This window comes from Niabella pedocola (assembly GCF_021044425.1).
Lineage (GTDB): Bacteria > Bacteroidota > Bacteroidia > Chitinophagales > Chitinophagaceae > Niabella > Niabella pedocola.
This window is the reverse complement of record NZ_JAJNEC010000001.1, coordinates 132,832-159,801: the sequence shown is the minus strand read 5'-3', so window position 1 is coordinate 159,801 and position 26,970 is coordinate 132,832. Positions and strand designations below refer to the sequence as shown.

Genomic DNA, 26,970 nt, shown 5'->3' with positions numbered 1-26,970 from the left:
TGGTGAAGCCGAGCATCGTTTACGCGTTACATTTTTATGTGATACAGGGCCATGTTTTTTATGACAGGCTGAGCTACAGATTCAGTTACCCGCCATCTTATTTTCGTTGTATGAACGGTTTCAAATTCCTGTATACGCTTATGTCCTATGGAGATGCCTTCAGCGATCTGCTTCCAGTCATTATTGACCCAGGCGTCCACTGCATAATGGCGTATGCGTTCTCCCTGTGCTATATCTTCCTGCAGTACGATGCAGTTCACCGCAACGGGCTTTGGAGCGATCGTCAGCTGTGTTCCCGTTCCCTTCACCTTTCCGGTAAATACGGGATGGGCAAACCGTTCTTTAACAGCTTTGCCAAATTCGGTGAGCCTTTCCACATCTTCAGCCGGTACCAGGCCACTGGTATCTACCACGATACCTAACAGCATATTGGCGTTCCGGCCCACACTGGTATTGTAGGCCTTGAGGAGTTGCTGTAAAGACAGCATTTTTTGCCCCTCCGCCTTCCAGAACCATCCTCCCTGCCAACCAGTGCGTAAAGGAAAGTCAGCTTCACCCGGGCACCATATGGCTCCATCAGGATCACCATGCATATCATTTACTTTTATTGTGCCGGTAGCGGAGGTAGTGGTGTCGGATGTGCTCCAGTTGGGGTAGGGAGCAGTGCCTTCTTCGTTGCCCACCCACCTTACCAGGTTCTTCGCCTTTACAGGCCCCTGGAATACGACAGCGTCCGGCTGTAATTTCTTCAGCAAAGCAGCAACAGGCGGCCCGCCTTTTTCTACGGGCAGCACACCACCATCAAACCATATTTCAAACAGCTTTCCATAATGAGTCCATAACTCTGTAAGCTGTTTTATCACAATATCATTATACTGGGCCTGCGTAAAGGGCGCTCCTTTTTGTACCAGGCCGGGATTATCAACATAACAATACCCATTTGCAGAGGCACTTGCATAGATGCCGGGTTTAACATGATACTTTTTGCAGCTGGCAATAAAATCTTTTACAATGTCTCCCTTGCCGTTTTTCCAGGGCGTGTTTTTTACACTGTAGGGATGGGCGCCGGTGGGCCACAGGCTGAACCCCGAACAATGTTTCGCAACCAACACAACATAGGTGGCGCCTGCGGCCTTTGCCGCGCGTACCCATTGGTCTGTATCGAGCTTTGAGGGATTGAAAACCGTTGCAGGCGGGTGGGTGCCCCAGTTGCGCCAGTTGTAACCAGGCACATAATTAATTAAATCGAAATGAATAATAGCGCCGGTTTCGGCAGCAGCCCATTCAAGCTGCGCCGCGTTTGGCACTACCCGCTTTTTTGCTTGCTGGGCAAATAACGCAAAGCTGTGAATGACTATAAGGACCGGTAAGATCAACTTTTTCATGCTTATAAGATAATCCGCTTGCTGTTAATACAATTTTGTTGTTTGCCGCCTGGTGCCTTTATTGGCAGGCAGCAACTCGTTTTTACTCTGCATTGATCGCATTGCTTCTTCCTTCTCCGTTAAAATATACAAATCAAATTTTTCCTTGGCTCCTGAACAGGTGATTTCAATGGTTTTGTTTAAATAGGGCATAAGATTATATCCTGCCATATTCCAGTCGGAGGCTTTGTTGCTTTTCATACCTGCAACGGCATAGCTGGCAAAATGATTTAACCGAGCCTGCGCTGTTTTTTGCGGTTCTACGGCCTGCCCGTTGATGGTAACCGACGGTAACCGGGGATGCCCGATAACGAGGAGCTCACAGCGCCCCTGTATATCGGCGGGTAAGGTAACCGTAGTTTTTACCGACGCAGCATCGACCGGTACGGTTTGAAACCGGATGGCCTGCGGAACGGAGGGCCGGCCGGCTACCGCCGCGCCCTTTTCAAACTCCACCGCCAGGGTGGCATATCCCGGTATCCGGATGGTGATTTCCTTTCCGGAGGCAAAGGTTTGGGCAAGGGCTTCCTGGTACGGATAGGTAACCCGTGCATGATACGCCGCACCGGGCAGACCATAAAAACCGGTTTCCTTATTAAAAGGAATCCGAAGCGTTTGCTCCCCGGGGCCGGTATTGCGCGCGGTTAAGATGCCCTTGTTTTGATCCCAACCCATGTACCCGTAGGCATGGCCCTCATCCGGGCGCCCGCCTACAAATACGGTATGGTTCAGGGCGGCCTGGTGCCGGTCGGCCCATTTTTGCACCGCGCTGAGCGCCGCCCATAGCTCCGGGCGCATGGCATCTAAAGAAATATACCATTCTTTCAGCAGCGTTCCCCGGCCATAATGCATCAATACATAATCCGTCCAGTCCTGCAGGGAAATATCTTTTTCCTTTGGTGCGGTTTGCAGGATTCCGTGCGTCATTAACCGCGATACGGGTACCAGCGGCCGGTCGGCCGCATTTCCAAACATCCGCCAGATATAGGTATCCCGGTCTGTAGTGAACATGGCCTTTAGTGAAAGCTCTGGTGTATTGCCGTTCATCCCATCATCACCGGCCAGCATCCAGAGGTAATCGGCATACTGCAGCCACCAGGGCGAGAACCAGATCCAGTTGGTTAAATTCTGAAAGATACCCGGCCTGGCCTCCCGTGTTGCGGTAAGTACCTGCAGGGCCACATCTAAATTGGCTTCATGCCCATGGCGGTCCGTGGGCGGATGGTTGTTGCCCGGCCCCATATCGCAGAGGTCATTAAAATCGTGTTTAAAATAAATGAGATCGGCTTTCTTTGCAAGCTCCGGTACGCGTTGCAGGATCTCGGTCTTATATTTTGTTGCAGACAGGCTATAGTAGCGGCCATAGCGACTGAAATACGCATTGCGTTTTGCCTCGCTATAACCGTTTTTTATACCCCAGTCGATATTCCCGTTATAATTATTGACCGACAGCCACAGGCCCAGGTGTGTACCTTCGGCTTTTAGTTTATTGCTGAGCGCTACCAGGTCCGGATCTCCTTCCGGGAAATGTTTGGGAGCCGGTTTCCAGATACTGTACCGGTCCTGCCATCCGTCATCCGGCACCATTCCATCGATCCGGATGCCGTAGGGTTCAATAGCTGCCTTGTATTTCTTATACACATTTACAAACGCATCGCCCTTCAGATCCTTTGCCGACCGGTCGAACCAGTTATTATAATTTACAAAAGAGCGGGGCTTTTTCCAGATCGTTTCCAGGTATTGCATAAAGGCCTGGCGAACATCTGCACCGGAGCGCGCATAACCGGTTACGGCCGTTTTACTTTGAACGGCATACCGGGTGCCGGTTGGTACGGCATACCCCGGGAAATGCATCAGGCGTACCATGCCCTCTTGTGCATGGGGCTCCACATCACGGCCTTCCAGATCAATAAAACTATAATTGCCCACACTGTCGTAGTAACGGCCATAACTTGCAGGCAGGTTGCCGTTGCTGCGCCGGCTATAGCCCGCGGGATATTCCAACCCGGTAAACCACTGGTCCTTTATAAAAACAGGCTCCCCTCTTCCCCCGCCGGATTGTGCATCGCCGTTTACAAAGCGCTCTACCTCGAGCCGGTCGATCGTTGCGGGCTTGTTAAACCGCAACTCCAGTTTTTTACGGATGAATGGTTGCCCCTTTACGGCAAAATACGTGATCAGCAACTGCTGCGGACAGGCATCGTTCTTTAATGCGGCGGCCTCCGGGCGGTAGCTGATCGTACAGAAACTGGTATCTTTTACCTGATACTGTTTGGGCGCCGCCGCCGCCGTAAAATCGGCGACCGTTAATCCCGCGTCGCTATCCATGGGTAATATATGCCATTCATCGCTCTGCACCTTTAAGGTAACCCGGCCATCTGCACTTTGAAACCTTGTGGTACGCCACCGCTTACCGTCGAATTGCAGCACCCGCCGGATCTTGTCATTTTTTATCACCAGTTCCTGCGCGGCAATTACGCCCGTGCAGCAACAAATAAGCAGCATCAAATAAATCTTTTTCATGTGTTGATCGTTCATTTTTCCCCAATGGGTTTTACATAAAACTATTCATCGCCTTTAACGGATGCCGGTAGCCACCGGCATAACCCGCATTTCCCGGGCCGTTCCGGCATTTTGATAATACGCATCTAATATAGGCTGATACTTTTTAAACAACGTGTTTACCATCCTTAATTCCTGCCCCTTTGTTACCGGCTGCGGTTTTTTCTCCGTGACGATCCATTTATTCTCCCAATCTGTAAGACCCCCGTAAAAAGCATTGGCCCGCATTGTTTCGCGGCCATGTACCTGCGGCAGCCCGGCTTCGTTATAGGTTGTTCCATTGTGCAAATGCCGGTCCAGCATCTGGTAAAAAAGCTGCCACCGGGGTTTATAATACCCCGGATGAGGCCGCCCCATTCGCGCCAGCTGTAATCAAAAATACCATAAAGACTATCGCCCCTGTCGCCTCCCCACTGGGTTACCAGCATGCTCGCATTCCAGTCGTACAATGCTTTTTCCGCAGGTGTGGTGCCCCAGCTCCGGGCATCGCTTACCCATTTATGAAAACTATACTCCGGTCTTGTGCCTACCAGCTGGTCCACATCATCCATCAATGCTAAAAAACGGGCGCTGTGTTTTTGAAACGCCGGACGGTCCTTTGCTTTAAACGCATCGGCTGCGGCCTTCGTCATTTTCTGTCCCAGGTTCGACAACAGTTGCCGCTCGATATCCACGATGTCAAACAAATAAGCGTCTGATGCAGCAAACCTGCGTTGCTGTTTCAGCATCAGGGTTAATACTTTTTGCAACGCAAGCGGTTCATAGGGCATAATAAAACCGGCATTGGGCCCCGATTTTTTTACATCCAATGCCGGCCGGGCGGCCAGTATGGAGCTGGCTTCCACGCCATTGGTGCCGGGCCGGTAGGGTCCGTTTAAAAGCAGTTGCCAGGCGGTATCTATATCCCTATCAGCACCTCCATACCGGCGGAGGGCATAATCATGCAGCCAGTTGTTCAATGCCACTTTATCGCTGTGAAAAGGCATTTCAAAAGCAAGATCGTAATACACCGGATTTTGCGTAATGCCTTCCATAAACAGTCCGTACCCCACTGCATTGGGATAATTTTTCCGGACTTGCTGATACTGGTTTGCGGCTACCAATTGCAGATCGCCATGCATATTGATACGGCCTCCAAAATTATGCAGGTTGCCTACCACAAAATCATATCCCCAAAATCCTTCGAGGCCTTTGTGCCGTCCGCCGTTCAGATCCAGTACCAGCAACCGGTCCTTAGGTACGGCGGTGGCGATGGGCTTTCGTATGGACCAGGCCTGCATCACCCATTTGGAGTGTGCATCAAAATCCATAAAGAGCTTATTGATCTGTTCGCCTACAGAACGGAGATAGGCTTCATCGGTTTGTGGTGGTGCGCCCTCGTGAAACGGATCGGCCGCATAATAGCCATGGGCGCCAAACAATCGCCGCTGCTCTTCTAAAAAGATGCGGCCGAATGTTGCAAAAAGCGGGTCGAGCGGATCGAGCTGGGCCACTCCGCTAAAGGACTGCGCCCATCCATTGGTCCGTTTTATTTTTGCACCCGGAAATTTTTGCATAAACAGACGCGGCACAAACCCGGAAAAGCCCTGCTGGATGGGCTTCATCCCCAGCTCCACCTCGCGATCGATGATCTTTTTTCCCAGCACAATATGTGCATCAATCCAGCGCTTTGGTAAGGGGCCGCCAAAGCTTTCAATATTGGTCATCCATTGCCAGGCAAAATAAGCCGGCCCTACCAGGAAGGATCGCGCTTCCTTATCTGTAAGACCGATCTTCAGCAGGCTGTGGTACCAAACACCTTCGAGGCCTACAGCGGCCAGCGGCATATTGATGCCGTTCATCGCCATATAATCGATTTCCCATTGCCAGCGCTCCCAATTCCACCAGGCGGCGCTGTAGCTAAGGGTGCAGTAGTTCATGTAAACCCTGTAGTCCGGCTGGATCACCTTCCGCAGCTGCTGTTTTACCGGTGGCAATACCCGGGGATAGTTGAGCTGCTTACCGTTCCATGAAAAATGTGCCTTGCAGTAATACTTCAAATACCAATGAAAGGCACTGGCGATTGCAACGGCATTGTTTCCACGTAAAACAATTTTGTTACCCGCCGATGCTATTTCAAACACATCTTTCTGCCCTTCGCCGGCGATGGTTTCCACCAAAAAATGACCGGCGATCTGCGGTACCATCCGTTTGATAAGTCCGTAAGCAGCGGTTTCCGGTGTGGCGGCAAAAGAAGCCATACTACACCAAAGAAAGATCCATACCGCTGATAAAATTTTATAGCGCATCTGTTTATTTTTTAGCCGGATGAAACCGTATTACAATGGCTGCCTGCAAGCGCACGGTTTACCATCCTGCGTTTTTTATGCAATACAGAACAGGAAAGCAAGGCCGGCAAATCTTCGCAGCGACCTGACAACCTTGCTTTGGAAATTTTTATTGGAACTACTCCAGTGTTGGGTTAAAGGTTCCATCGCCCCAGCCCAGGGTTTGTTTTAAATTGGGGTTTTTCTGGATCTGGGCTAAAGGAATGGGCGCAAAGTATACATTATCGGTTAAGGTAAAGGTTACATTATCCACCGTGGTCCGGTAAAGCGTATTGATGGTATAATTAAAATCTTCCGATACATATCCATATGCATTCTTTTTGGCATTATCCACCGGCAGGTTCGAAGGTTTGAGCGTGGAAGCCACCCCCTGCTGCACCGTACCGTTCAGGCTTAAAAGTGTACGCGCCCGTTTCAGATCCCAGAACCGCTGCCCTTCAAAAATAAACTCCACAAAGCGCTCGTTGTAGATAAGGCCCCGCACTGCATCCCGGTTGGTGGTGGTAATGCCATAGCTGTTATCGGCACCCGCCTCAATACCGGCGCGCTGCCGGAGCTGCCTCAGCAGCGTTATGGCATCGGCAGTGTGACCGGTTTCATTGGCGGCCTCAGCTAAATTCAGCAACACTTCCGCATAGCGGATCTCGATCCAGTCTACCGAATTTTGTGCTACCTCTGCTGCTTTCAGCTCCGGCTGTAAGCCTTTACGGGCATACAGGCCGGTAAAGCTCCAGTTACTGGTGGAGGGATTGGGAGAATACGAATCGGTGGCTGTGGCCAGTATGTCATCCGTATACTGCCTTCTTCCGGCAATACCCCCGGTTTCATAAATGGAGCCATTCCATACAATGGACGCATTAAAGCGGGGATCGCGGTTTTGCCAGAACGTTTGATCGCTGTATGCATAGTTGGGACTGCTGCCGGCCGGATAACCGTCCTTCATGGTATAGGCTTTTACCATAGACCATACGGGGTTGTCTGCACCCGTTGCATTGGCTGTTTGCGAAAGCGGCCTTGCGCCCTGTTCATTCCGGCCGTCTGTTTTGGTAGGCGCTGTAAACTTAACGGTTAAAACGGCTTCCTTGTTTCCCTCATTACCGGTTGACCAGATGCCGGCATAATCTGCATTCAATCCAAAGCCCATCGCATCCAGTTGTGTTTTGGCGGTAACATTGGCGTTGTATGCATCCTGCCAGTAAGCATTGTCATAAGGATGCGCCGGATTAAACAAGGGGCTTGCCTTGTACAGGGCCACCCTTCCTTTTAATGCCAGCACTGCGCCCAGCCCGATGCGGCCTTTATCGCCATCTACAAAGGGCTGCCCCTGTAATAGCTGGATGCTTTTATCCAGGTCTGTATTGATGGCGTTAAAAACCTCCGCGGTACTGGCCCTTGGCACCTTTAAACTATCGGTTAAATTCTGCGGTTCCAGCAGCAGAGGCACCCCTCCGTAAACCCTTACCATCAGAAAATAGCTGTACGCCCGCAGGAACAGCGCCTGCCCCACGATCTTGTCTTTTGTTGCTGCATCCAGGGTACCGGATTCGATCTCTTTCAGCAGGATATTGACCTGGCGGATATCGGCATAGCTGTCTTCAAAGGAACCCGACCAGGGATGCGACGTAGTTTGTATGGTGGTACTGTTGATGACCCCTCTTTTTTCATCCACCGGCAAGCCGCCGTATAGTGCCGCACTTCGTGCCGGCCATCCGTTGGGCATCACCCGGTTGTAGAGGTTGGCCAGGAAGGCATTGGCCAGCTTGGGATCCGTCCAGGTAAGTTTCGGTTCCACCGCATTTAAATTTTTTACATCCAGTACATTTCTATTACAGGAAAGCATCAGCGCCACCAGGGCTGGAAGCAATAAATATTTTTTATGTATGTGAAGCTGCATAGCTATATGAATTATGAGTTTTATAAGGATATGTTTAAACCAAAGGCATAGGTACGGAACAAGGGATAAGAATCGATACTCGACTGCTCCGGATCATATTCCTTAAACCTGGTGATCGTAAACAGGTTGGTTGCATTAAAACTCAGCTGCACGCCGGTAAAGCCCACCTGGCTGATCCATTTTTTGGGCAGGGAGTAACCCAGTGTTACATTCTTAAGCCTTGCATAGGCGCCGTTCCGTACCCAGAAGGAAGAAGAACCGCCCATCAGGTCAGGATCACTAAAGGAGCCGCTGGCCATGGGATATTTGCCACCCGGATTCAGATCCGGGGAATAAGCATCCGTCCAGAGTTCGAAGTAGGGACGGTCTGCCTGCTGGAAGGCACCGATGCCGTTAATGGTTTGAACGAACTTATCATATTTGCCCACGCCCTGGAAAAGCATGTTCAGCGAAAGGTTCTTCCAGCGCAGGTCTACGGGTACCCCAAACGTAGTCCTGGGCACCGCATTTGTGGATAGTATGGCTACATCATTGTTATCCACCTTACCATCGGGCCCGGGTGCATAACCGGCGCCGTTGATATCTTTTAATAATACCGAGCCCAGTATCACCGGCCGTCCAAATTGCTTAAAGCCTGCCGGCAGTGCATCAATAACCGCCTGGTCTTTTACGATCCCTTGAGACAGATAACCGGTAACAATACCATTGGTAGGCCGTCCGATCAGTTTTTGAAAATCGGCCAATGTAGATAACTGTGGCCAGCTGATGTACTTTTCAATAGCATAGTTGATATTAAAGCCCACGTTATAGCTGAAGGCGCCTTTACTTTTACCATACCCCAGCACCAGTTCAAACCCGTTTGATCTTAATTTTCCGATATTGGTGGTGGGCAACCCGGTACCCAGCGTGCCGGGGATCAGATCAACGGTTGATGCCAGTACATGCGATTTGTTGGTAACAAAGTAATCAAAGCTCATGCTGAGGGCATCATCCAGAAAACCCATATCAATACCGCCATTCATCGTTTTATTGATCTGCCAGGTGATATTCGGATTGGGCAATACACTCTGCGGCGCCAGCCCCGGCATATTGCCTCCGGCAAAGAGATAGCCGCCTGTTACGCTATAATTGTTCTGAAACTGGAACGGCGCAATATTGGTGGTGGTACCATCTACACCATCATACCCCGTGGTACCATAGGAGGCTCTTAGTTTTAAGGTACTGATGGGTTTTATGGTAAAGAACCGTTCCCTGCTGATTACCCAACCTGCCGATACCGAGGGAAAGAAACCAAACTGTTTTCCCTGGGGAAAGATATAAGAACCATCCTCCCTGAAAGAGAATTCGGCAATATACCGGGCATCGTAATCATATTTAGCACGGCCGAAATAGGACAGGCGGGATTGGTTGAGCTCCGAACCGCCAAAGCCGCGACGCGCTGCATCTGTATTGGCCACCAGGATCTGGTCGATATTTGAGGTAAGCAGATCCTGCGCGGTACCGTTCATGGCTTTGCGCATAAACTGGTATTGCTCAAAACCGGCAAAAGCACTGATATTGTGCCGGCCAAAACTCCTGGTATAATCCAGGAAGCCGTTGGTTTGATAGCGCTCATCCATATACATGAACTGATCGATACTTGTATAGGACTTACCATAGTTATTCACCACGGTACTGGCCGCATCAAATTTCAGCGGGGTCAGCTTTAACAGGTTGATGCCGGAAGCACCCGCAGGCTGTACCCGGTAGCTTACGTTAAATTCTCCTACAAAATCCTTCCTGAAAAAATTATCCTGGCGGTAATCGCCCAGTACCCTTAATGACAACCCTTTGATCTGCGGTATTTTTAATTCACCCGTTACAATAGCATTAAACGTATTATAAAGGATATGCCGGTAGTTTACGGAGTTTACCGTTTGAGCCGGGTTAAAACCCCATCCCGGCATAATAGTGGCGATGCGGGCCGGATCATCTGCAGTGGTGGCCGAGCCATCTGCTTTTGAATAAAAAGGATATAAGCGGGATAAATTAAACGTAGGACGGTAAAAATCCGCCACCGTAAAGCCTTCGCCGTTATCACCGTCATAAGGCCAGTAAAAACGATCGGTATAACGCCGGTTGTAACTGATATTGGTCCCTATCTTGAGGTTCTTAGACACATTGGCATCTACCTTTGCCCGAAGGGTATATTTATCAAAATTGGTATTGTCGTAACTCCCTTTATTGCTGTTATAGTTGGCCGAGAAGAAATAGGTTACATTGTCGCTGCCGCCGGAAGCATCGATACTATGCTGCTGGGAAGAAGGATTTCGCCATAAAATATCATTAAGACTCTGGTAGTTCAGGGTCTTTGCATAATCCAGCGCCTCCTGGTTAAACGGTACCTGAAAATTGGGATTGGGGCTGGCGCTTAACCGGTTTTGATTGGTGGCCACTCCATTACGGAAGATGAGCTCCTGCTCCGCCGTCCAGTTCTGCAGGGGATACATGGTACGGTTGGTGGAAAGCATGCCACGATAATTAAAAGCGGTCTTTCCCTTTTTACCCGATCTTGTCTTAACAACCACAACGCCACCGGAAGCGCGTGCCCCATAGATGGCGGCGGCGGCGGCATCTTTTAATATACTGATGGATTCAATTTCGCCCGGGTCCAGCACATCAAACTGCGATTTATCGCTCACCACATTATCGATTACATAGAGCGCGGCCGTTCTCGATCCCCGGACAGCAATGGAGGCATTGGCGCCTACAAAACCCGAATTCTGTATAATGATGGCGCCTGGTAACCTGCCCGCAAGACTTGTAGACAGGGCCGCTGTAGGAATATTGCGGATATCGGATGCTTTTATACTGGCAACCGCCGAGGTTTGCGTTTGCCGCGATTCTGCACCATACGCCACTACCACTACTTCATCCAGTTTGGTTTCGATGGCTTCCAGTAAGATGTCGATATTGTTATCTGCTCCTACCACCACCTCTTTGGTCTGGTACCCTACGGCCGAAATCACCAAAACGGCTCCATCCGGCACATTCAGCGTAAACTGCCCGGCAACATCTGTTGCCGTTCCGGCCTTGCCGCTTTTGAGCTGTACGGATACTCCGGCCAGCGGTTCACCTTTAATATTGGTGATCTTACCGGTAATGATCCGCGCCTGCGCTTCGGTGGCCGTTATGGCAACCAGCCCGTTGTTGAGCACGGAATAGGAAAACCCTGAGTTCCGCATCAGTGCATCCATCACATAAGCCAGCGATGCATTGACTACATGAATGTTTACCGTTTCTTTTTTAAGCCGGACATTGTCATGATAAATAAACCGGTAGGCCGTTTGCTTTTGAATGTTTGTAAGCACCTCGTAAAAACTGGCATCCTTTAAAGACAGGGTAATCGTTTCCTGGGAATGCCCGGTAGCAGCCGCCTGCAGGCACACAGCCGTTAACAACACCACAGCAATTTTCATAATTAAAAACAATTTTGCGCAGGCCCGCCATGAAATCCTGCTTTTTTTAGGTTTTGATTTTTGCATAACTTGCATACTGGTTAAAGTGAGTAATAATGGTTTATCTGTTGTTACTCCGAAGGAGATGTTCCCGCATCTCCTTTTTTTGTAAGTCGTTTGTACCATATATAGCAGCCGCGTTGCTGTTTGCAGTGCCGGCCAGGCAACCGCTTATTTTATAATGACAAGATTGCCTCCGGGGGCAATTTCGAAATAGAACGGATAAGTGAGCTGCAGGGCCGTCAATGCTTCGTTGATCGTTTCCTTTTCAAACACACCCGTAAACCGTTCTTCTTTCAATGCATCGTTTTCGATTCGTATGGATACGTTATACCATTTTTCCAGTTTCCGGACCACTTCCAATAAAGGGGCGCTGTTAAAAACCAGCTTATCCTGCACCCATGCCGTTTCTGAAATCATACCACTCACCTCTTCTTTTTTCAGTTCCTCCATCTTATACAGCATCCGTACCTCCCGGGAAATATCAGGAAGGTTTTTTTCATCGAGCTGGATGGTTACCTTTTCATTGGGCTTCATTAAGATCTTCAGTTCCTTGTTCACCTTATCGGTGATCTCCACCGCGCCCCTGATCAGGGAGGTTTCTACTTCCCGCTCATCCTTATAAGCCCGCACATTAAATGCGGTGCCCAATACTTTTACCTGTACCGTAGCGGCCTGAACCGTAAACGGTAATTGCCCGTTATGGACCACATCAAAAAAGGCCTCGCCTTCCAGGCGGATATTGCGGTTAACGCTTCCGAAGCCTTCGCTTAAATACAGATGGCTGTTTTTATTCAAGATGGCCCGGGATCCGTCCGGCAGCGTAACCTCATGTTTACTGCTGGTGGCTTCAATAGCAGCGGCGGCCGTAGGCGGTGCCGGGTTTATAACTGCATTATTCCGGCTGTTAAAAAAATAGCCCAATGTAAGCGCCAGGATCATACAGGCGGCAGCAATACTCCACCCGATCTTTTTTAACAGCGCGCCTTTCTTTGTATGCCCGAGCCTGTTACCAAAGACCTCCGGAAACCGGGCGCGCATAAGGGCTTCCTGCCGTTCCCAGGCTTCGCCGGTTTCTGCATCTGCAGCCTCCTGCGTTGCTTCTATATTAAAAAAGCGCCCGTGCATTTCCAGTTGCGATGCCAGCTCGGGATGTTCGCGGAGCAACTGCTCCAGTTCCTGCAGCTCCTCAAGCGTTGCATCCTGCGTTAATTTACGCGCACTTAGCTGGTATATTCTTGCATGGTGCATAAACCTGTTGTTGATATTATTTTCCATAGTGTGTGTTACAACCGTTTCTCATCATATATAAACCGCACCACCTGGGTGATCCGTTTTAAAGCGATGGCCATTTGTGCATCCACCGTTTTTACGGATACATTCAGAATGGCGGCAATTTCCTTATACCGCAATCCGTCCTGGCGGGCAAGCCGGTAAATGGTCTGGCACCTGGAAGGAAGCCTGCTCACAGCCGCTTCGTACCGTTTTACCAGTTCATTGTTTAATAAAATTTCTTCAGGATTTGTAAAATGCTCCGGCTCTATTTCGATCTCCTCTATATTTAACGGCTTGCGGTTCTGTAACCGGGTACGGCTTCTTATGGCGAGGTTTTTTGTGGCCACATACAGATAGCTGTTGAGGTTTTCGATCTCCAGCAATTTGCTCCGGTTACGCCATAGATTCAAAAACACATCCGAAACCACCTCTTCTGCAGCTTGTGCATCTTTTACAATGGCATCGGCAAAACGGAGCAGCCGTTTGTAATACAAATAAAACAGCTTTTCAAATGCCTTGCTGTCGTCCAGCACGGCGATCTGCTCCACCAATAACTGTATTTTTATATCCTGTTCCAAGCCTTGCAATCATTAAACGCATAAGTGGCAAAAGCCCAACCGGCAGGAAACTTTGCACTTCAGTTCTGAATCCTCCTTTCCGGGGCCGGTCCGGTACCCCCTTATTCATAGGAGTCAGTACCGGATATAAATCCCCTAAACGGTACGCATCTTTTTTTAAATCTATTTAAAACGGAATCCGTTTGGGAGGAAGATGCCTGCATCTTTCCATGGCCGGCGCCTGAACAGCAACCGTTCATCCGGCACCTTACGATCTGTTACTTTGAAACGGCCGTTCCGTAAAACACCGGCATTGGATCATGGGTCCGCTGATGCCACCGCTGCATTTCCGCACGCAATTGCCGGATAACCGGCTGCATATTTTTTGCGCCGGCAATATCACGGGTTTCCCAGGGATCCGTATCCAGGTTAAACAGCTGGGTATGCCGGGTGCCTTTAACAAGGTACTCGATCAGTTTATACGGTCCTTTGCGCAGGGCCCGCTGATAGTTGGCGTAAATATAATACTGTGAAGTTCTGCCGGAAAAAACCTTTCCCTGCAATGCCGGCAACAGGCTTTCGCCCATCATTTGCTCCTTTGCCGGTACAGGCAGCCCCAGGTAATTGCACAGGGTGGGGAAAATATCCGTAAGATAGGTCAGCGCCTTCCCCGATTGATGCGGCCATACACCGGGCCCTGAAAAGATGAGGGGTACTCCTACACTATGTTCATAGAGATTTTGTTTGCCCATGAGCCCGTGCTGGCCTACGGCCAGTCCGTTATCCGATGCAAAGATCACCAGGGTATTTTTATCGAGGCCCTTACGCTTCAGCACGTTCAGGATGTCGCCGATGCGCTGATCAATATGGGTGATCATGGCATAATAATCGGCAATATGCTTCCGGATCTCCGTGCTATCGCGCGGGAATGCGGCCAGTTGCTCATCCCGGATCCGCAGATCGCCATTGTCAAAAGGATGCTCCGGTAAAAAATTGGGTGGAAGCTTTGTGGTTGCCGGATCGTACAGATGCTGAAAGGCCAGCGCCACGGTTCGCGGATCGTGCGGCGTTTTGAATGCTACATAGGCAAAGAACGGATCATCCTCTTTATAGCTTTCTAAAAAACGGATGGCTTCATCTGCAAACAGATCCGTGGCATGTACGCCCTCCGGAGCCGGCCGGCTGTTTCCCTGGGTATATTGGCCATCCGCACGGAAATCATTTACCCGGAACGCATACTGTGGCCCCATCCCGGAGAAAAAGATCGACGCACCACCGCTAAAACTTCTTACAAAAGGCGCATATTCGTTGTGCCATTTCCCCGTCATCCAGGTATAGTACCCGTTTGCTTTCAGGTACTGCGGCAATAAGATCAGGGAATCCGGAATCACCTGGCCATAGTTGCCCCGCATCTCAAACACACTGCGCCCGGTAAACATGCTTCCGCGGCTGGGCGCACAAACAGCTCCGCTGGTACCACCCATGATATAGGAATTTTGAAAGGAGATGCCGCTGTGTGCCAGGCTGTCGAGCACCGGGGTTTTGAGCAGATCCGGGGAAAGGAAGGTGCCTACTCTCCGCTGATCATCGGTAAAGATAAAAAGGATATTGGGCCGCTTTCCGGGAACGTTATGCTGTGCCCGTACACCAGCGGACAACGCTACCATGATCAGCAATAAAAACTGCCGGAGATACAATTGGAACATGATTTATTATTTATAAAGGTCCGTCTATCAGGCGCCCAGCACGATCGTTAAAGGCGCCCCGGGCAAAAGCGTTACCGGTTTGCTGAAACGGATCCGCAGCGTACCTACGCTGGTTTCGGCTTTTACAACCAGCTTTTCATTGCCGGCCATAACCGAAATACTCCGGGGCTTTACGCCCGGTATCGCTTGCAGGCCAATGCTGTTCAGCAGCAGCTTCCCGTATTTCACTTCCAGGATCGCTTCCTGCCGGCCCTGGTTCTTTTTTTGTGTATAACTCCCCCAGCCTTCTGCGGCGGTAAAAGGCGCTTTAAAGTTTTCCTGGTGCCATTTGGGTGCAAAACGGATATCGCCTTTGGGCCCATGATATTCGAACCCGCAGGCGGTAATAAACGTACCATAGCTGGCCATAGCGCGCCCATAATGATCGCTGCACTCGATTTCGTTGAACGGGTTGCGCCTGGATGCATGATAGCGGTCGTGTATGGCCCGTGTAAGCACCAACGCTTCATCGGTCATGCCTTCGGCCATCATATGACTGGCTACCTGGTGCTCAAAGCCACTCATGCATTCATGAAAATACCCCATCTGCCAGGTGGCACTATCGCCATAAGGCTTCGGCTCATTTTTTGGATTGGTGTTCATCACCATACCCGATTCTCCGTACAGGGCATAGGGCCTGCCGCCCTTATGTGTTTCGGCATACCGGCCCATATCTTTTACAAAATTGTACTTCCACAATGCCCGCAATGCAGACAGGCTTTGCTTTTGATCAATGACCCGGCCCAGCCCCACCTGGAAGGCCCAGCTTTGTCCAAACACCTGATCAATATGACAGGTATTATAGGAGCCAACATTTTTACGGCCCTTTACAGGATCCGGGCGATGGATAAAATACTCGCCGTTGAAAAGGTGGTCCTGCATGTTGCGGCTTCCCTTTTGTACATATTCCCGGCAGGTGGCCGCAAAGGCAGCATCCTTCATTTCTTCGGCCATCAGCTGCCCTGCTTTAACGGCGGCAATGCATAAACCCACGATCCAGGCGATCTCTCCGTCCCAGATCGCATCCAGTGTATTTTCAAGCGGCGTGTCTACCATCCCATCCTTATTCTTATCCTGGTTGATGATAAACTGCGTCGCCCGTTTTATTTTATCCCAGTTCTGCCGGAGGAACCGGTCGTCCGTACTCATCTGGTGCTCGCGGTAGCAACCCAGCACCCGTCCGGCCTGTCCGTCAATGGCCGGACGCTTATCATATTCCCCGCGAAACCAGATGCCTCCATCCTCCTGCAGCGAAATACCCAGGTCTACCCGCTCCCGGTTATCCCGTTCCATTGCCGGAAACAGCCGTGCCGTACCCTGTGCATATTGCCATACATGCGTGCAGTTTCCCTGGCAGGCGCCTACGCCCTCCCATGCCCAGTACCGGCCCGATTTAAACCGGTGCGATGTAGTGGAAGCCAGCGCGGCGATATTGACAAATGTGCGGTCGAGGAACCAATAGGGCAATGTGGAATCATACCAGGTGTTTTTCCAAAGCAGGGTAAGCTCCGACAGCTCTTTAAAATTTGCGGCCACATAGGTGGCCACTTCTCTCGCATTGCGGAACTGGTTATCATAATAACGGCCACGATCGGCGGCCGGCAATACATTCCCGCTATCGATTGCCAGGTTGGGCGAATGCCAGCTGAGGATATAGGGCAGGGTTACAGATTGGCCCGCGCTTACCTCAGCTACCGAAAGCACAGTGCCCACCAATTTTTGCTGGGCCGCCTTTACGGTTTCAGATGCCTCACCGGCAACAAATAAGGCAGCCCCCTCCACGTCGTCCACCGCTACATTTACCGTAGCGTTGCTGCCGAGTGTGGCCAGGCAAAGTGTGCCGCAATCAAAACTCTTTTCCGCCTGTTGATTTCCAAAAGCGGTTTTCTCCAGGGTATAATAGACGCCGGTGGCGCTTCCTTCTTTAAATGCGGTGCTTTTTCGCTGCACCCGGTTCATCATCCCGGTATAGGGCGCTACTTTATTTTCCAGCCATCCGGCAAGGCTTGCCTTTACCGGCTGTGTTTCCTTGTTGCGGATTTCAATATTGAAAATGGTAGCAGGAATACCGGAACGGTCCGTATCCAGCGGAATGAACGGACTAAACGCCTGCATCACCACATCCACCGGTAATGCATGGTCTGTATACGTAATCGTAGCCACCGGGTAGGTGGCCTCAAACCGCACTTCCTCCCAATCCTTTTCATCAAGCTTCCGGATAACCGTTTTATCTGCATACTCCAGTTTCAACGCAAAGCCTTGTTCCAATAACCGGACATCGCCGGCTCTGGGCGGTGCCACATAACTGCCCCCGTCGCGCGAACGTATCTTCTGGCCCTCATGTACCGGGTCCTTCCAGGGCACATCCAGGGGATTGATCCCCTCCTGGTTCAGGTTAAAGATATCCCAGAGCCAGAGTTTTCCATCGCCGCCCAGGTACAATCCGCCGGCATTGATCCCCCCCACCGACATCCCGATGTATGTTAATTCATTCTTTGATTTAAGATAGGTGGTCACGGTGGCGCGCTCATATAAAGACCGGATCCACGTGGTACCTGCGGGGCCGGTATTTTGAACGCCGTTGCCGGGTTGCAGTACGCCGGCCCAGGCCGGTGTGGTTACTGTAAGGGCTAGTCCGGCCCCGGCCAGGCTACTCTGACTGATAAAGTTGCGACGGGAAATTTTATGATGATCCTGCATGCCTGTTTTTTTCTGTTTGAAATAACTGCACCCGATGGAACCTTTGACAAGTACCGGTAACAAAAGGGCAACCACCGTTTTGGGAAACAGCATTTCAAATATAATGGAAACTGCGATGTGAAATACGGCCGCAGCAGGTTACGGCCCTATTTCCCCTGTATTAAAATGAAGATTTTCCGGCCCGTTTCAAAAATGTAAATTCGTTTACCAGGATTATGAACAAATTTATCTTTGACAAAAAACCGTTGTGCATCACCGGGCATGTACCAGCAGCTCATGCCCTTTTATCCCGGATGAGCAACCAACACTGCTACCGGTAATGAAGCATTACATTGTAAAGGATCCTTTTATCAGCAGCCGTTAAATTTTGGGATTCATCCGTTTGTATAAAATGATGTTTAAAAGCGGCAATGGCCCTTCCCTCATCGTCGATATTATAACCGATGATCCGCAGGGCCAAAACCGGATCAAAATTAGCAGGAGGCTCTTTTAAATGATTTTTATCATACCAAAATCCGAATCCCGCTGCCGCCAGCTGCGCCCAGGGGAAAAGCACGCTTGGATCATCTTTTCTTCCCACGGCAAAATCGGAGTGCCCAATAATATTACCGGTGGGGATGCTGTATTTTTCTTTAAGATATGAAAGAAGTTTCAGGAGCGCATCGATCTGCTCCGGGGTAAACTTTTCTTTTTCTCCATCATTGTCTATTTCAATACCAAGGCTGCAGGAGTTCATATCCACGATATTGCCCCATTTTCCCGCACCCGCATGATAAGACCGTACATAATCGTTCAACATCTGGTACACCGTCCCGTTCCGGCCAATTACATAGTGTGCGCTTGTTTCGTCGGTTTTACGGACAGAAAACGTGAACAGCGTTTGCTCCACGCTCTGCTGGGATGTATGATGTAAGATGATAAACTGGGGCTTCCGGATATTAAAATCAATAGCGGCATACCAGTTATCGGCATTTACCGCAGGATTCTTTTGATCATCCGGGGTCCCGGAGATCTGGTCGATGATCTTGTTAATGTTTTCAGCATAGATCCTGCGCGCATATGCCTTCTGAAGACTATCTGTTTTATACAAATAATATTGTGGCTTTCCATAAACAAGACGTTCAGCAGTCCAGTTGGTATTTTTAGAAATAAAGGGTTTATAGGATACTGTTTGCTTATTCACCGTTGCGGAGCCCTGCGGAACCGGGGTTTGAGCAGCTGTTTGGCCTGATTGCTCCGGGTGACCGGCCTCCTTGCGTTGATCCCCACTGCCGTTCCCCAGCACATTGGTTTTCCTTGAAACAGATGAACCCGCGCACCCAAACAGGCATAACGCCAATACCAGATTTGTGTGTTGTATTATTTTACCGTACATAAATTAGCCCATCAATCATTCGTATTAAATTGTTTACTAATGAAAGATACATAAATTAACAGGAACCCGTAAACCGGCTGTATGAATTTATGAACGGCTCCACCCGGAGGAATAGTCAATGACCTGATACACAACCAGTGGTTTCCGGGAAACGACAATACATTCTTTCGGATTTAACATTATGCTATAAAAGGATACGGTTTCCAACAGGTAGGCAGCAAAAAAAACAGCACGAATAAACGTGCTGTTGCATCTTGCGCTATTTTAAAAATCTTAAATATTTTCCGAATGGTTCCGGATTACTCTTTTACCACTTTAACCACATTTGAGGTTGTTCGCCCCCCGTCTTTATCAACCTGCACGATTCTTATAAAAAGATCACTATTATCGATATCAGCAATTTCCTTATCGCTGCAACCGTGAACGATCGTAATACAACCGATAAGCAGGGAGGTAACGAATATTTTATACCGCCTTCTCATACTGATCAGACTTAACGCCAGCAGCGCCGGAAAGCCAAACAGTACAGCAGTGGCCGTATCGAAATCAGTTTCATAGGCATACGTTAATTTTCCGGAAGCATTGCCGCCGGCAGCCTTGCTGCCTACCGTTGCTATTTTTTTAAAATGAACCCCATCTTTCGAACCTTCTATTTCAAAATGATCGGTATTGGACTCCGTTAATGTACTCCAGTTTACAGAAAGGGAATGGTTTTTACTAACGGCGGAAAGATCCCCGAATTGAACCGGAAGCGCAATAGTAAAAGGAATGGCATAATCTTCTACTTCTCCATCCGTTGCAAAACCGGTGGGCATACCGGATGTCAACGCGTTTGTTGTTGTTCTTATTCGTAAATAGGTTCTTGTGGCCCCTGTAGCTCCCGTAAGGATTTGATTACTCCAGGTGAAGGTACGGGACACATTGTTACTGCCTGTGGGCACACTACTTACGGTAGCCGCTTCCGAGGCCTCAAATGTTCCGTTCCCGTTCCAATCGATCCAGGCAACCACATTGGCGCTCATACCGGTATTGTTTGTAACCGTAGTGGTAATTGTATATGTGGGTATCACCTGTCCCTTCAGGCCGGTATTGATTATTGCCGGAATGCTTGTTACCCCATCTTCATCATCAATTACAGTGGAGCCGGAAACCACATCATCACCCGAAGCGGTTGCATTAGCGCTTGAGGTGGCTTCCGCATCGGGACCATTGGCCCCCATTTTAAGCATAGCCGCTAAGGGCAGGTGCATGGCGTTGCCATAAGAGACCGGCGCATCTCCGAAATCAGGGGTACCTTTTGAAAATGTAAAATTCCATGAACCGGAAACAGAGGGTGCAGTTTGTGTAAACCGGATCGTTTTAACTACGTTCGTAAGCATTACAAATGCAAATCCCTGGTCGGCCAGGTTATCGTTTGATTTGCCGGGATCGGTATTAACGGCAATGCTGGTGGCATCAGGAAAATTGAGCGAAGAACTGGGCGACATGCTTGAAATGGATAAGGCCCGCACATTACCGGCAACGGGTACAGGATTACCGGCTGCGTTTAAAAACTCAAATACTACACTTTCTTCATTATCGATATCTATTACCGTCATTTGATCGAGCGGCTGAAGCGTATTTGTAAACGTAATGGTGCTTGTTGCCGGCACTTGTGAATAGTCCAGCTCAACGGTGGGTACAGAGAAATCTCCGCTGTTTGAAGGACGGTTAGGCCCATAATTACCCGATAGAAATAACAGGGGATGTGTATTGCCTGAAAAATTAATCGTAAAGGGATTACTGCCCAAACTTCCGGTAAGTACGGGCGGTGTTCCCGTAATGTTGTTAAACGTAGCAAAAATATGGCCGTTGTAATACCCGGTTCCGATATCACTGACACCGGCTACCGTTTGCGCATAACTGCCAAGCGCAGCATAAAGTAACACCACTAACAGATAGGTTTTAGCTCTCATATACCGTTTTTTTAAGGTTTAAATTGATCTGCGTTTTCATAAATGAATAGCGCTGATAAGCAGCCGAACGCTCCTTTCTGCATTTAGTTAATGCTATACCGGGATGAAACCGGAAGCTGGAAAAGAGCAGCTTCCAATTCAGCAACCGGTTTACAGATCGCTATCATTTCATTAAACGTATCTTACTATAAGTACGTTGCTAAGAGCAATTTCCCCTATCCGGCCTAAAGTATTTTCTGATATATTTCCGCTGTATACAGTAACCTGTCTTCGGCGTAACCAGAAAGACCGTCTCAAAATTGTGAGAACACCTTTGTATTTGGTATGATCAACTGCATTCGTTGAAAGATTGGCGGGGTGTTTGTAACTAAAATAAGCAACAGGTGTGCTGGTTTGGTTGTCAGCGAAACAGCACGGGAATCCTTTGTATTTGTTATGGTAATTCAACCGATACCCATGAAAAAAATCATTTTAAACCTTGCCATCAGTTTTGATGGGTTCATCGAAGGACCAAACGGGGAGCTTGATTGGCTTGTAAAAGACGACGCGTTCGACTATGCCGATATTTTGATGGATATCCTGAGCGATAAAGACACGATATTCTATGGCAGGGTCGCCTACGAAAAGTGGGGCAACCAGCAGCCGGAGAAAAATGCAAATGAAAAACTCCGCCGGGCTTTCCATTTGCTGAACAGCATGACCAAATATGTTTTCTCAAAGACCGTTAAGGGCGACGGAACGGATGCGATTTTTATCAACTCAAATATTCAGGAGCAGGTACACCACATAAAGCAGCAGCCGGGAAAAAATATCTGGCTTTACGGAGGAGCAAAAATTGCTGGCACGCTCCTCAATCTGAACCTGGTTGACGAACTGAGACTTGCAATCCATCCGGTGATTTTGGGGAAGGGAACGCCCCTTTTCCAAAACATTGAGCACCGCCACAAGCTCGAATTGATGGAAATGGAAAAATTCTCATCCGGTGTAACATTGGTCCGGTATCGGCTTTAATGCCCCAAAAAACCTGGTACGTGGATCATTGCTGCTATCCGCCATCGGTATGATTTCAATATTGCATTGTTTACTTAGCAACCGCCTTTGCGAGGGGCACGTTTATACATTATTTTACGATCGCGTTCCACATAGTCGCCCTGTACAATTGGATATGCATACTTGGGCGCGTACGATACGCTATGGCTTCTGATAATTAGTTTGTCGTTAACTTTCAGGCTACGCAATTGCTGAAATTCATTCGCTGTTTCCAGCCCAAAACTGAGTATATAATCGTCACCATCAATCCGGACCATCACTCCGAAACCCAATCGTGAGCCGGGCGGAAGCGAAAGAGCGGTCACCACCGCCTCCATATTGGTCACCGCATTTATTTGCCTGCGTATTTTAGCTGCACCGTCAAGCACTTTTTTTCCTTCCGGAGCGGCTTCCCATTTTTTGAACTTTATACCCTCAGGAGTAGCCTCCCATTGTTTCAATCCGGCGTTCATTTCGGCAGCAGTGGGTGGCTTGGGAGCCGGTTTTTTAGAAGGTTCACTTTTAATTTCGCGATTAGCAAATACCAGTCCGCTTACCACCACCAGCAGTAAGATCAGCAAATACATAACTTTTTTCATCATTTTTTATTTTTTGGGTAAAAGAGATACGATTCCAATAGCGGTCAATGAAGTTTCTTTCATTTTTTAGTAAACACTAAGGCATTTTCGTTGTTTACCTATCCTATCAAAGTGGATGCAGCGAAATTATCCTCCAGTTTTTCAGCCTGGAAATTTGGATTGTAAATAAAAATGTAACCTTTGTAAATAAATTGTAAATCGTATGTCTGATAGCCAAAATCTCCTCTCAGGGAAACGTAAGTACCTGTTCGCGTTGGTATTGCTCTCGTTTACCTCCATCATCTGTGTGGCTTTCAGCATGACCGGAAATGATGATTATGACGTTGCCCGGAGGGAAGTTTTACTCCGCCAGATCGGACATGAAACGCTCCTGCAGTCGGGCGACAGCACCTCAAGGGTGCTTCCTGTAAAAAAGCTTACCGAAAATGAATACCAGATCAGTTTTGAGAAGGCTTTTAGTTTTCAGCCCGACTCCCTGGTGCATACTACCCAGCGTTTGTTATCCAAAGACCCGCTTGCCAGTGATTATGTTGTTAACGTATTGAATTGTACCAACGCCAAAGTGGCTTATGGATATGCTATATCAAAAAATAAGAAAGATGATATTGTAGCCTGTTTAGGAAGAAAGCAACCCTTAGCATGTTATATGATAAATATTAAGTTTAAGCCAACGGGTATAGGTACGGTAACGAATAAATATTTTTTAGGCTCCCTGTTGGGTTTGGCATTTGTGGGGTTTATTTTTCTGAGATCTGTTAAGCCGCGGAAGGCCTTGCCCGACAGTCAGCCTGTTGGTGCGCTCCCGTTGGGGTCCCTTTCGTTCGATGCGGAGGCTCGTAAACTCATGTCAAATGGAAAAGCCATAGAGCTGACCAGAACTGAGACCCGTGTACTACATATTTTCGCGCTGGCTCCCAACCAGGTTATAGAACGAAGCCGGCTGCAAAAAGAGATATGGGAAGACGAAGGTGTTATTGTGGGGCGCAGCCTGGATATGTTCATATCCAAACTTAGAAAAAAACTGGAATTTGATCCGAACATCAAGATCGTTGTTGTACGTGGCAAAGGCTATAAGCTTGAAATCAGCTCTTAAAAAGCCCCCTACCGCAACACAGGGCTTTTGAGGTATACGGTCGTTCAACCAGGGCTCCGATCTGCTTATGGTATTTTTGCCTTCTTTGGCTGCCGAATCACCGAAAGGAGAAATGGCCGTACCGCCGGATCGGGGCACTGTTGTTTTGGCCCCGCCAGCTCATACCAGTGATGTTGCCATTGAACATCCGCCGCCTGCATACTCCCCGGGATTCGAACATCCTATCCAACATGTTCTTTATCAGGCGTTACAAAGACCTAATATTTCTACTCAATGAATCGCACACCGATATTCTTTCGCGTCGTATTTCAATGTAAGCCATATCGGGTTCGTGCGGGTGCTACCAATCCGCACCACCCGAAAACGGTTTTACACAAACCTTTACAACCGGAACTATTCAATTATTTTGTCTTCTCATTTACTTCCTTCGTCTACACTCTTGCTGCCAAAATATTCTATTGCCTATCTTGCAGTAACTTAGTGCAGGCACCATGAACTTAAGAGCACAAAAATATTTTGTACCCGGCATGCACCTGTTGGTGTGGACGGTACTTTACATTATCCCCTTTATTACCATAGCGGGAGAACCCTTTGGCGGGCTGCCCAGAGGGTATTTCCCAATAAGCAATCTTTTTCATATCGGCATTTTCTACCTGAATGTATATGTTCTGTATCCTTATTTGCTTACGCGAAAACGCTGGTGGCTGTATATAGTTTGTGTCTTTGCCACTGTCATTATTTCCTACCAGGTTAAACTGCTATTTCTTCAGCAGAATCCTGCTTTTTTATTGACAGAAGAAAACCGGCGGATTATATTTTTTGCCGTAATCCCTTTTTTGCTAACCGGTATTTTATTCAGGCTCATCAGCGATCGGGTAAAATTTGAACGGCTGGAAAAAGAAGCCCGGGCACAGCAATTATCATCGGAACTGAAGTTTCTGCGGTCTCAGATGAGCCCTCATTTTCTATTTAACATGATGACGAATATGGTTGCACTGGCACGGCAAAAATCGGATATACTGGAGCCATCCCTGATCAGGTTATCAGACCTACTGCGCTATATGCTGTATGATTCTCAAAACAGCCGGATATCCATACCAAATGAAGCGGATCATCTCCACAATTACATTGCATTGCAAAGGCTGCGGTTTGACAATGATGTGAAAATAAATGTAGCGATCAATGTCAATAATACGGACAGGCAGATTGAGCCGATGCTATTGATTCCCTTCGTGGAAAATGCCTTTAAACATGGTATCGGCCTGGTTGAGGATGCTTTTATTTCGATTCAACTTACTGAAATAGAAAATGCTTTAACATTTGACATCGCTAACAATTATTCTGAAAATAGCGGCAGCAAGGATAAAAATTCCGGTATAGGATTAACCAATGTAAAAAACAGGTTACAACTTTTATACCCGGCCAGGCATGAACTCGTGATTACCGACAGCGGGCATATCTTCGCTGTTCATTTAAAACTCACCCTTATATGATAAACTGTATAGCCGTAGACGATGAGAAGCTAGTCCTGGATCTGTTGGTAGACAATATTCAGCAGGTACCTTTTCTGAAGCTGGCAGCCCGGTGTAAAAACGCGATGGAAGCCGCCGATATCCTGCATAAAGAAAATATAGACCTGATTTTTCTTGATATTCAAATGCCGGGATTGAACGGTTTACAATTTGTGCAAACATTAAAAGCGCCCCCGATGGTCATTTTCATAACTGCTTATAAAGAGCATGCGCTCGAAGGCTTTGAGCTGAATGCGATTGACTATTTGCTAAAACCCGTCTCGTTCGAACGTTTCTTAAAAGCATGTAACAAAGCGCAGGATATTTTCGCCCTGCAACAAAAAGCCATCTACAAGGAAGAGCTGGCGGGGTACTTTTTTGTATATGTAGAATACAAACAGGTAAAAATTACGATTGCAGACATTCTTTATATCGAGGGTATGAAAGACTATATCAAAATATTCTTAATATCAACGGCAAAGCCTGTAATTACTAAAATGAGCATGCGCCATATAGAAGACAAATTATTGCCCTACCGTTTTGTACGGATACACAAATCCTACATTGTAGCAGTAGACAAAATAGCGTCTGTAAAAAGAGACCTTGTTAATCTTGGCGCTATTGAATTGCCGCTGAGCGACAACTTTAAAACGGGACTGCTAAAGATGATTTCTTTTTAAAAAACGGCACCTTTTATTTTTCGGCCTTATATAAAACACCGTAAGAAGCCTTAAAATCAGCGGCATAAACCCATACGGGCATCTTCGTGCTGCTCTTGTATCGCTTATCCCTTTAAGATGTTCTTTCGGCCCAGGATGAGAAAGGCAAGCGTGAAGAGCAGGTGTATAACCACAAATACTTTAGTAGCGGGCCTTGCATCATTAAACAGTCCCCAAATATCCAGGGCGGCGATTACTGCGAAGCCAACGGTATTACCTATTATTATTGCATTACGGGCTGTAGATGGACCTTCCTTTCTGGACATCCAATTAAGAACTGAAATCCCTAGCATAGGGCTTCCTATGAGCCGCAGATAGGCAATCAAAGCCGGGGAAGCATCTGAGGGTACCGCTCCCCGGCCAAATGCCTGCGGAAATAAAATAAATCCAAGCCCGGCTAAAACCATATAAACGGAGGCGATGCTTAAAAGTGTACTGAGCTTCATGATTTTTATTTATTTAGTGAAGAATAAAATAAATATCCTGCCAACTGCTTCACCAGTATAATTTTCTGAAATAAATCTGATTCATCAACGTTCATTTAAGTTCAGTCGCCGGATGTTGTATAAACAGACTTTGCAGCAGGGCAATTTAAACCTTGTCAAATATGTATCCTCGTTAAAGAGCTCCATGAAGCATCTTACAATAATCATTCCATCCGGGCAAAGGAAGTGCAAAGCCTTATTGAAGCCAATGTACAGCACAAAA

The 26,970-nt window shown here is 48.2% G+C and carries 16 protein-coding genes and 1 pseudogene; 4 read left to right on the top strand and 13 right to left on the bottom strand.

The features are described 5' to 3' along the window. Nucleotides 1-26 precede the first annotated feature (26 nt). From LQ567_RS00620 to LQ567_RS00570, 11 genes and pseudogenes are all read right to left on the bottom strand, one after another. Nucleotides 27-1,385, bottom strand: coding sequence for an alpha-L-fucosidase (locus tag LQ567_RS00620; protein ID WP_231002092.1), 1,359 nt, complete (start codon nucleotides 1,383-1,385; stop codon nucleotides 27-29). 24 nt (nucleotides 1,386-1,409) lie between these two features. Further along, a complete protein-coding gene (locus LQ567_RS00615; RefSeq protein WP_231002090.1) occupies nucleotides 1,410-3,947 on the bottom strand; it encodes an alpha-amylase family protein in 2,538 nt (845 codons plus the stop codon). A 54-nt stretch (nucleotides 3,948-4,001) separates the two neighbouring features. Then, a pseudogene (locus tag LQ567_RS00610) lies at nucleotides 4,002-6,226 on the bottom strand (alpha-N-acetylglucosaminidase). Nucleotides 6,227-6,431: 205 nt separating this feature from the next. Next, nucleotides 6,432-8,207 carry a RagB/SusD family nutrient uptake outer membrane protein gene (locus LQ567_RS00605; protein ID WP_231002087.1) on the bottom strand — a complete coding sequence of 592 codons (1,776 nt, stop codon included), beginning with the start codon at nucleotides 8,205-8,207 and terminating at the stop codon, nucleotides 6,432-6,434. Nucleotides 8,208-8,227: 20 nt separating this feature from the next. Then, nucleotides 8,228-11,665 (bottom strand): SusC/RagA family TonB-linked outer membrane protein, encoded by a 3,438-nt coding sequence (locus LQ567_RS00600; RefSeq protein WP_231002085.1) that lies wholly within the window; start codon nucleotides 11,663-11,665, stop codon nucleotides 8,228-8,230. A gap of 210 nt (nucleotides 11,666-11,875) precedes the next feature. After that, nucleotides 11,876-12,982, bottom strand: a complete 1,107-nt coding sequence (locus LQ567_RS00595; RefSeq protein WP_231002083.1) for a FecR family protein — start codon at nucleotides 12,980-12,982, stop codon at nucleotides 11,876-11,878. Nucleotides 12,983-12,990: 8 nt separating this feature from the next. Next, on the bottom strand, nucleotides 12,991-13,557 hold the full coding sequence (locus LQ567_RS00590; protein ID WP_231002081.1) for an RNA polymerase sigma-70 factor: 567 nt from the start codon (nucleotides 13,555-13,557) through the stop codon (nucleotides 12,991-12,993). 257 nt (nucleotides 13,558-13,814) lie between these two features. Further along, entirely contained in the window at nucleotides 13,815-15,242 is a 1,428-nt protein-coding gene (locus tag LQ567_RS00585) for a sulfatase-like hydrolase/transferase (RefSeq protein ID WP_231002080.1), read from the bottom strand. 27 nt (nucleotides 15,243-15,269) lie between these two features. Next, nucleotides 15,270-17,981: a GH116 family glycosyl-hydrolase gene (locus tag LQ567_RS00580; RefSeq protein WP_231002078.1), complete on the bottom strand. Its 2,712-nt coding sequence runs from the start codon at nucleotides 17,979-17,981 to the stop codon at nucleotides 15,270-15,272. Between the two features lie 310 nt (nucleotides 17,982-18,291). Next, nucleotides 18,292-19,356 (bottom strand): N-acetylmuramoyl-L-alanine amidase, encoded by a 1,065-nt coding sequence (locus LQ567_RS00575; protein ID WP_231002076.1) that lies wholly within the window; start codon nucleotides 19,354-19,356, stop codon nucleotides 18,292-18,294. Between the two features lie 299 nt (nucleotides 19,357-19,655). Next, nucleotides 19,656-21,311 (bottom strand): GEVED domain-containing protein, encoded by a 1,656-nt coding sequence (locus LQ567_RS00570; RefSeq protein WP_231002075.1) that lies wholly within the window; start codon nucleotides 21,309-21,311, stop codon nucleotides 19,656-19,658. 456 nt (nucleotides 21,312-21,767) lie between these two features. Between LQ567_RS00570 and LQ567_RS00565 the strand changes: the two genes are divergently transcribed. Continuing rightward, nucleotides 21,768-22,322, top strand: a complete 555-nt coding sequence (locus tag LQ567_RS00565) for a dihydrofolate reductase family protein (RefSeq protein WP_231002073.1) — start codon at nucleotides 21,768-21,770, stop codon at nucleotides 22,320-22,322. Nucleotides 22,323-22,396: 74 nt separating this feature from the next. Here the strand turns inward: LQ567_RS00565 and LQ567_RS00560 are convergent, their stop codons facing one another. After that, entirely contained in the window at nucleotides 22,397-22,942 is a 546-nt protein-coding gene (locus LQ567_RS00560; RefSeq protein ID WP_231002071.1) for a hypothetical protein, read from the bottom strand. 199 nt (nucleotides 22,943-23,141) lie between these two features. On the opposite strand from LQ567_RS00560, the gene LQ567_RS00555 reads away from it, so the two are divergent. From LQ567_RS00555 to LQ567_RS00545, 3 genes are all read left to right on the top strand, one after another. Then, entirely contained in the window at nucleotides 23,142-24,032 is an 891-nt protein-coding gene (locus LQ567_RS00555) for a winged helix-turn-helix domain-containing protein (RefSeq protein ID WP_231002069.1), read from the top strand. A gap of 491 nt (nucleotides 24,033-24,523) precedes the next feature. Next, entirely contained in the window at nucleotides 24,524-25,525 is a 1,002-nt protein-coding gene (locus tag LQ567_RS00550) for a sensor histidine kinase (RefSeq protein ID WP_231002067.1), read from the top strand. Then, complete coding sequence (locus LQ567_RS00545; RefSeq protein ID WP_231002065.1) at nucleotides 25,522-26,223, top strand: LytR/AlgR family response regulator transcription factor; 702 nt, start codon at nucleotides 25,522-25,524, stop codon at nucleotides 26,221-26,223. The genes LQ567_RS00550 and LQ567_RS00545 overlap by 4 nt, the downstream gene beginning before the upstream one ends. A 104-nt stretch (nucleotides 26,224-26,327) precedes the next feature. Here the strand turns inward: LQ567_RS00545 and LQ567_RS00540 are convergent, their stop codons facing one another. Further along, the gene (locus LQ567_RS00540) at nucleotides 26,328-26,708 is read right to left on the bottom strand and encodes a hypothetical protein (RefSeq protein ID WP_231002063.1); all 381 of its coding nucleotides are present in this window, start codon (nucleotides 26,706-26,708) and stop codon (nucleotides 26,328-26,330) included. Nucleotides 26,709-26,970: the final 262 nt, after the last annotated feature.

Coding starts and splice junctions, on each gene's coding strand:
- LQ567_RS00595 (WP_231002083.1), bottom strand. CDS start 12,982: ATGGAAAATAATATCAACAACAGGTTTATGCACCATGCAAGAATATAC.
- LQ567_RS00545 (WP_231002065.1), top strand. CDS start 25,522: ATGATAAACTGTATAGCCGTAGACGATGAGAAGCTAGTCCTGGATCTG.
- LQ567_RS00580 (WP_231002078.1), bottom strand. CDS start 17,981: ATGCAGGATCATCATAAAATTTCCCGTCGCAACTTTATCAGTCAGAGT.
- LQ567_RS00560 (WP_231002071.1), bottom strand. CDS start 22,942: ATGATGAAAAAAGTTATGTATTTGCTGATCTTACTGCTGGTGGTGGTA.
- LQ567_RS00615 (WP_231002090.1), bottom strand. CDS start 3,947: ATGAAAAAGATTTATTTGATGCTGCTTATTTGTTGCTGCACGGGCGTA.
- LQ567_RS00620 (WP_231002092.1), bottom strand. CDS start 1,385: ATGAAAAAGTTGATCTTACCGGTCCTTATAGTCATTCACAGCTTTGCG.
- LQ567_RS00600 (WP_231002085.1), bottom strand. CDS start 11,665: ATGAAAATTGCTGTGGTGTTGTTAACGGCTGTGTGCCTGCAGGCGGCT.
- LQ567_RS00585 (WP_231002080.1), bottom strand. CDS start 15,242: ATGTTCCAATTGTATCTCCGGCAGTTTTTATTGCTGATCATGGTAGCG.
- LQ567_RS00605 (WP_231002087.1), bottom strand. CDS start 8,207: ATGCAGCTTCACATACATAAAAAATATTTATTGCTTCCAGCCCTGGTG.
- LQ567_RS00540 (WP_231002063.1), bottom strand. CDS start 26,708: ATGAAGCTCAGTACACTTTTAAGCATCGCCTCCGTTTATATGGTTTTA.
- LQ567_RS00555 (WP_231002069.1), top strand. CDS start 23,142: ATGTCTGATAGCCAAAATCTCCTCTCAGGGAAACGTAAGTACCTGTTC.
- LQ567_RS00550 (WP_231002067.1), top strand. CDS start 24,524: ATGAACTTAAGAGCACAAAAATATTTTGTACCCGGCATGCACCTGTTG.
- LQ567_RS00565 (WP_231002073.1), top strand. CDS start 21,768: ATGAAAAAAATCATTTTAAACCTTGCCATCAGTTTTGATGGGTTCATC.
- LQ567_RS00570 (WP_231002075.1), bottom strand. CDS start 21,311: ATGAGAGCTAAAACCTATCTGTTAGTGGTGTTACTTTATGCTGCGCTT.
- LQ567_RS00575 (WP_231002076.1), bottom strand. CDS start 19,356: ATGTACGGTAAAATAATACAACACACAAATCTGGTATTGGCGTTATGC.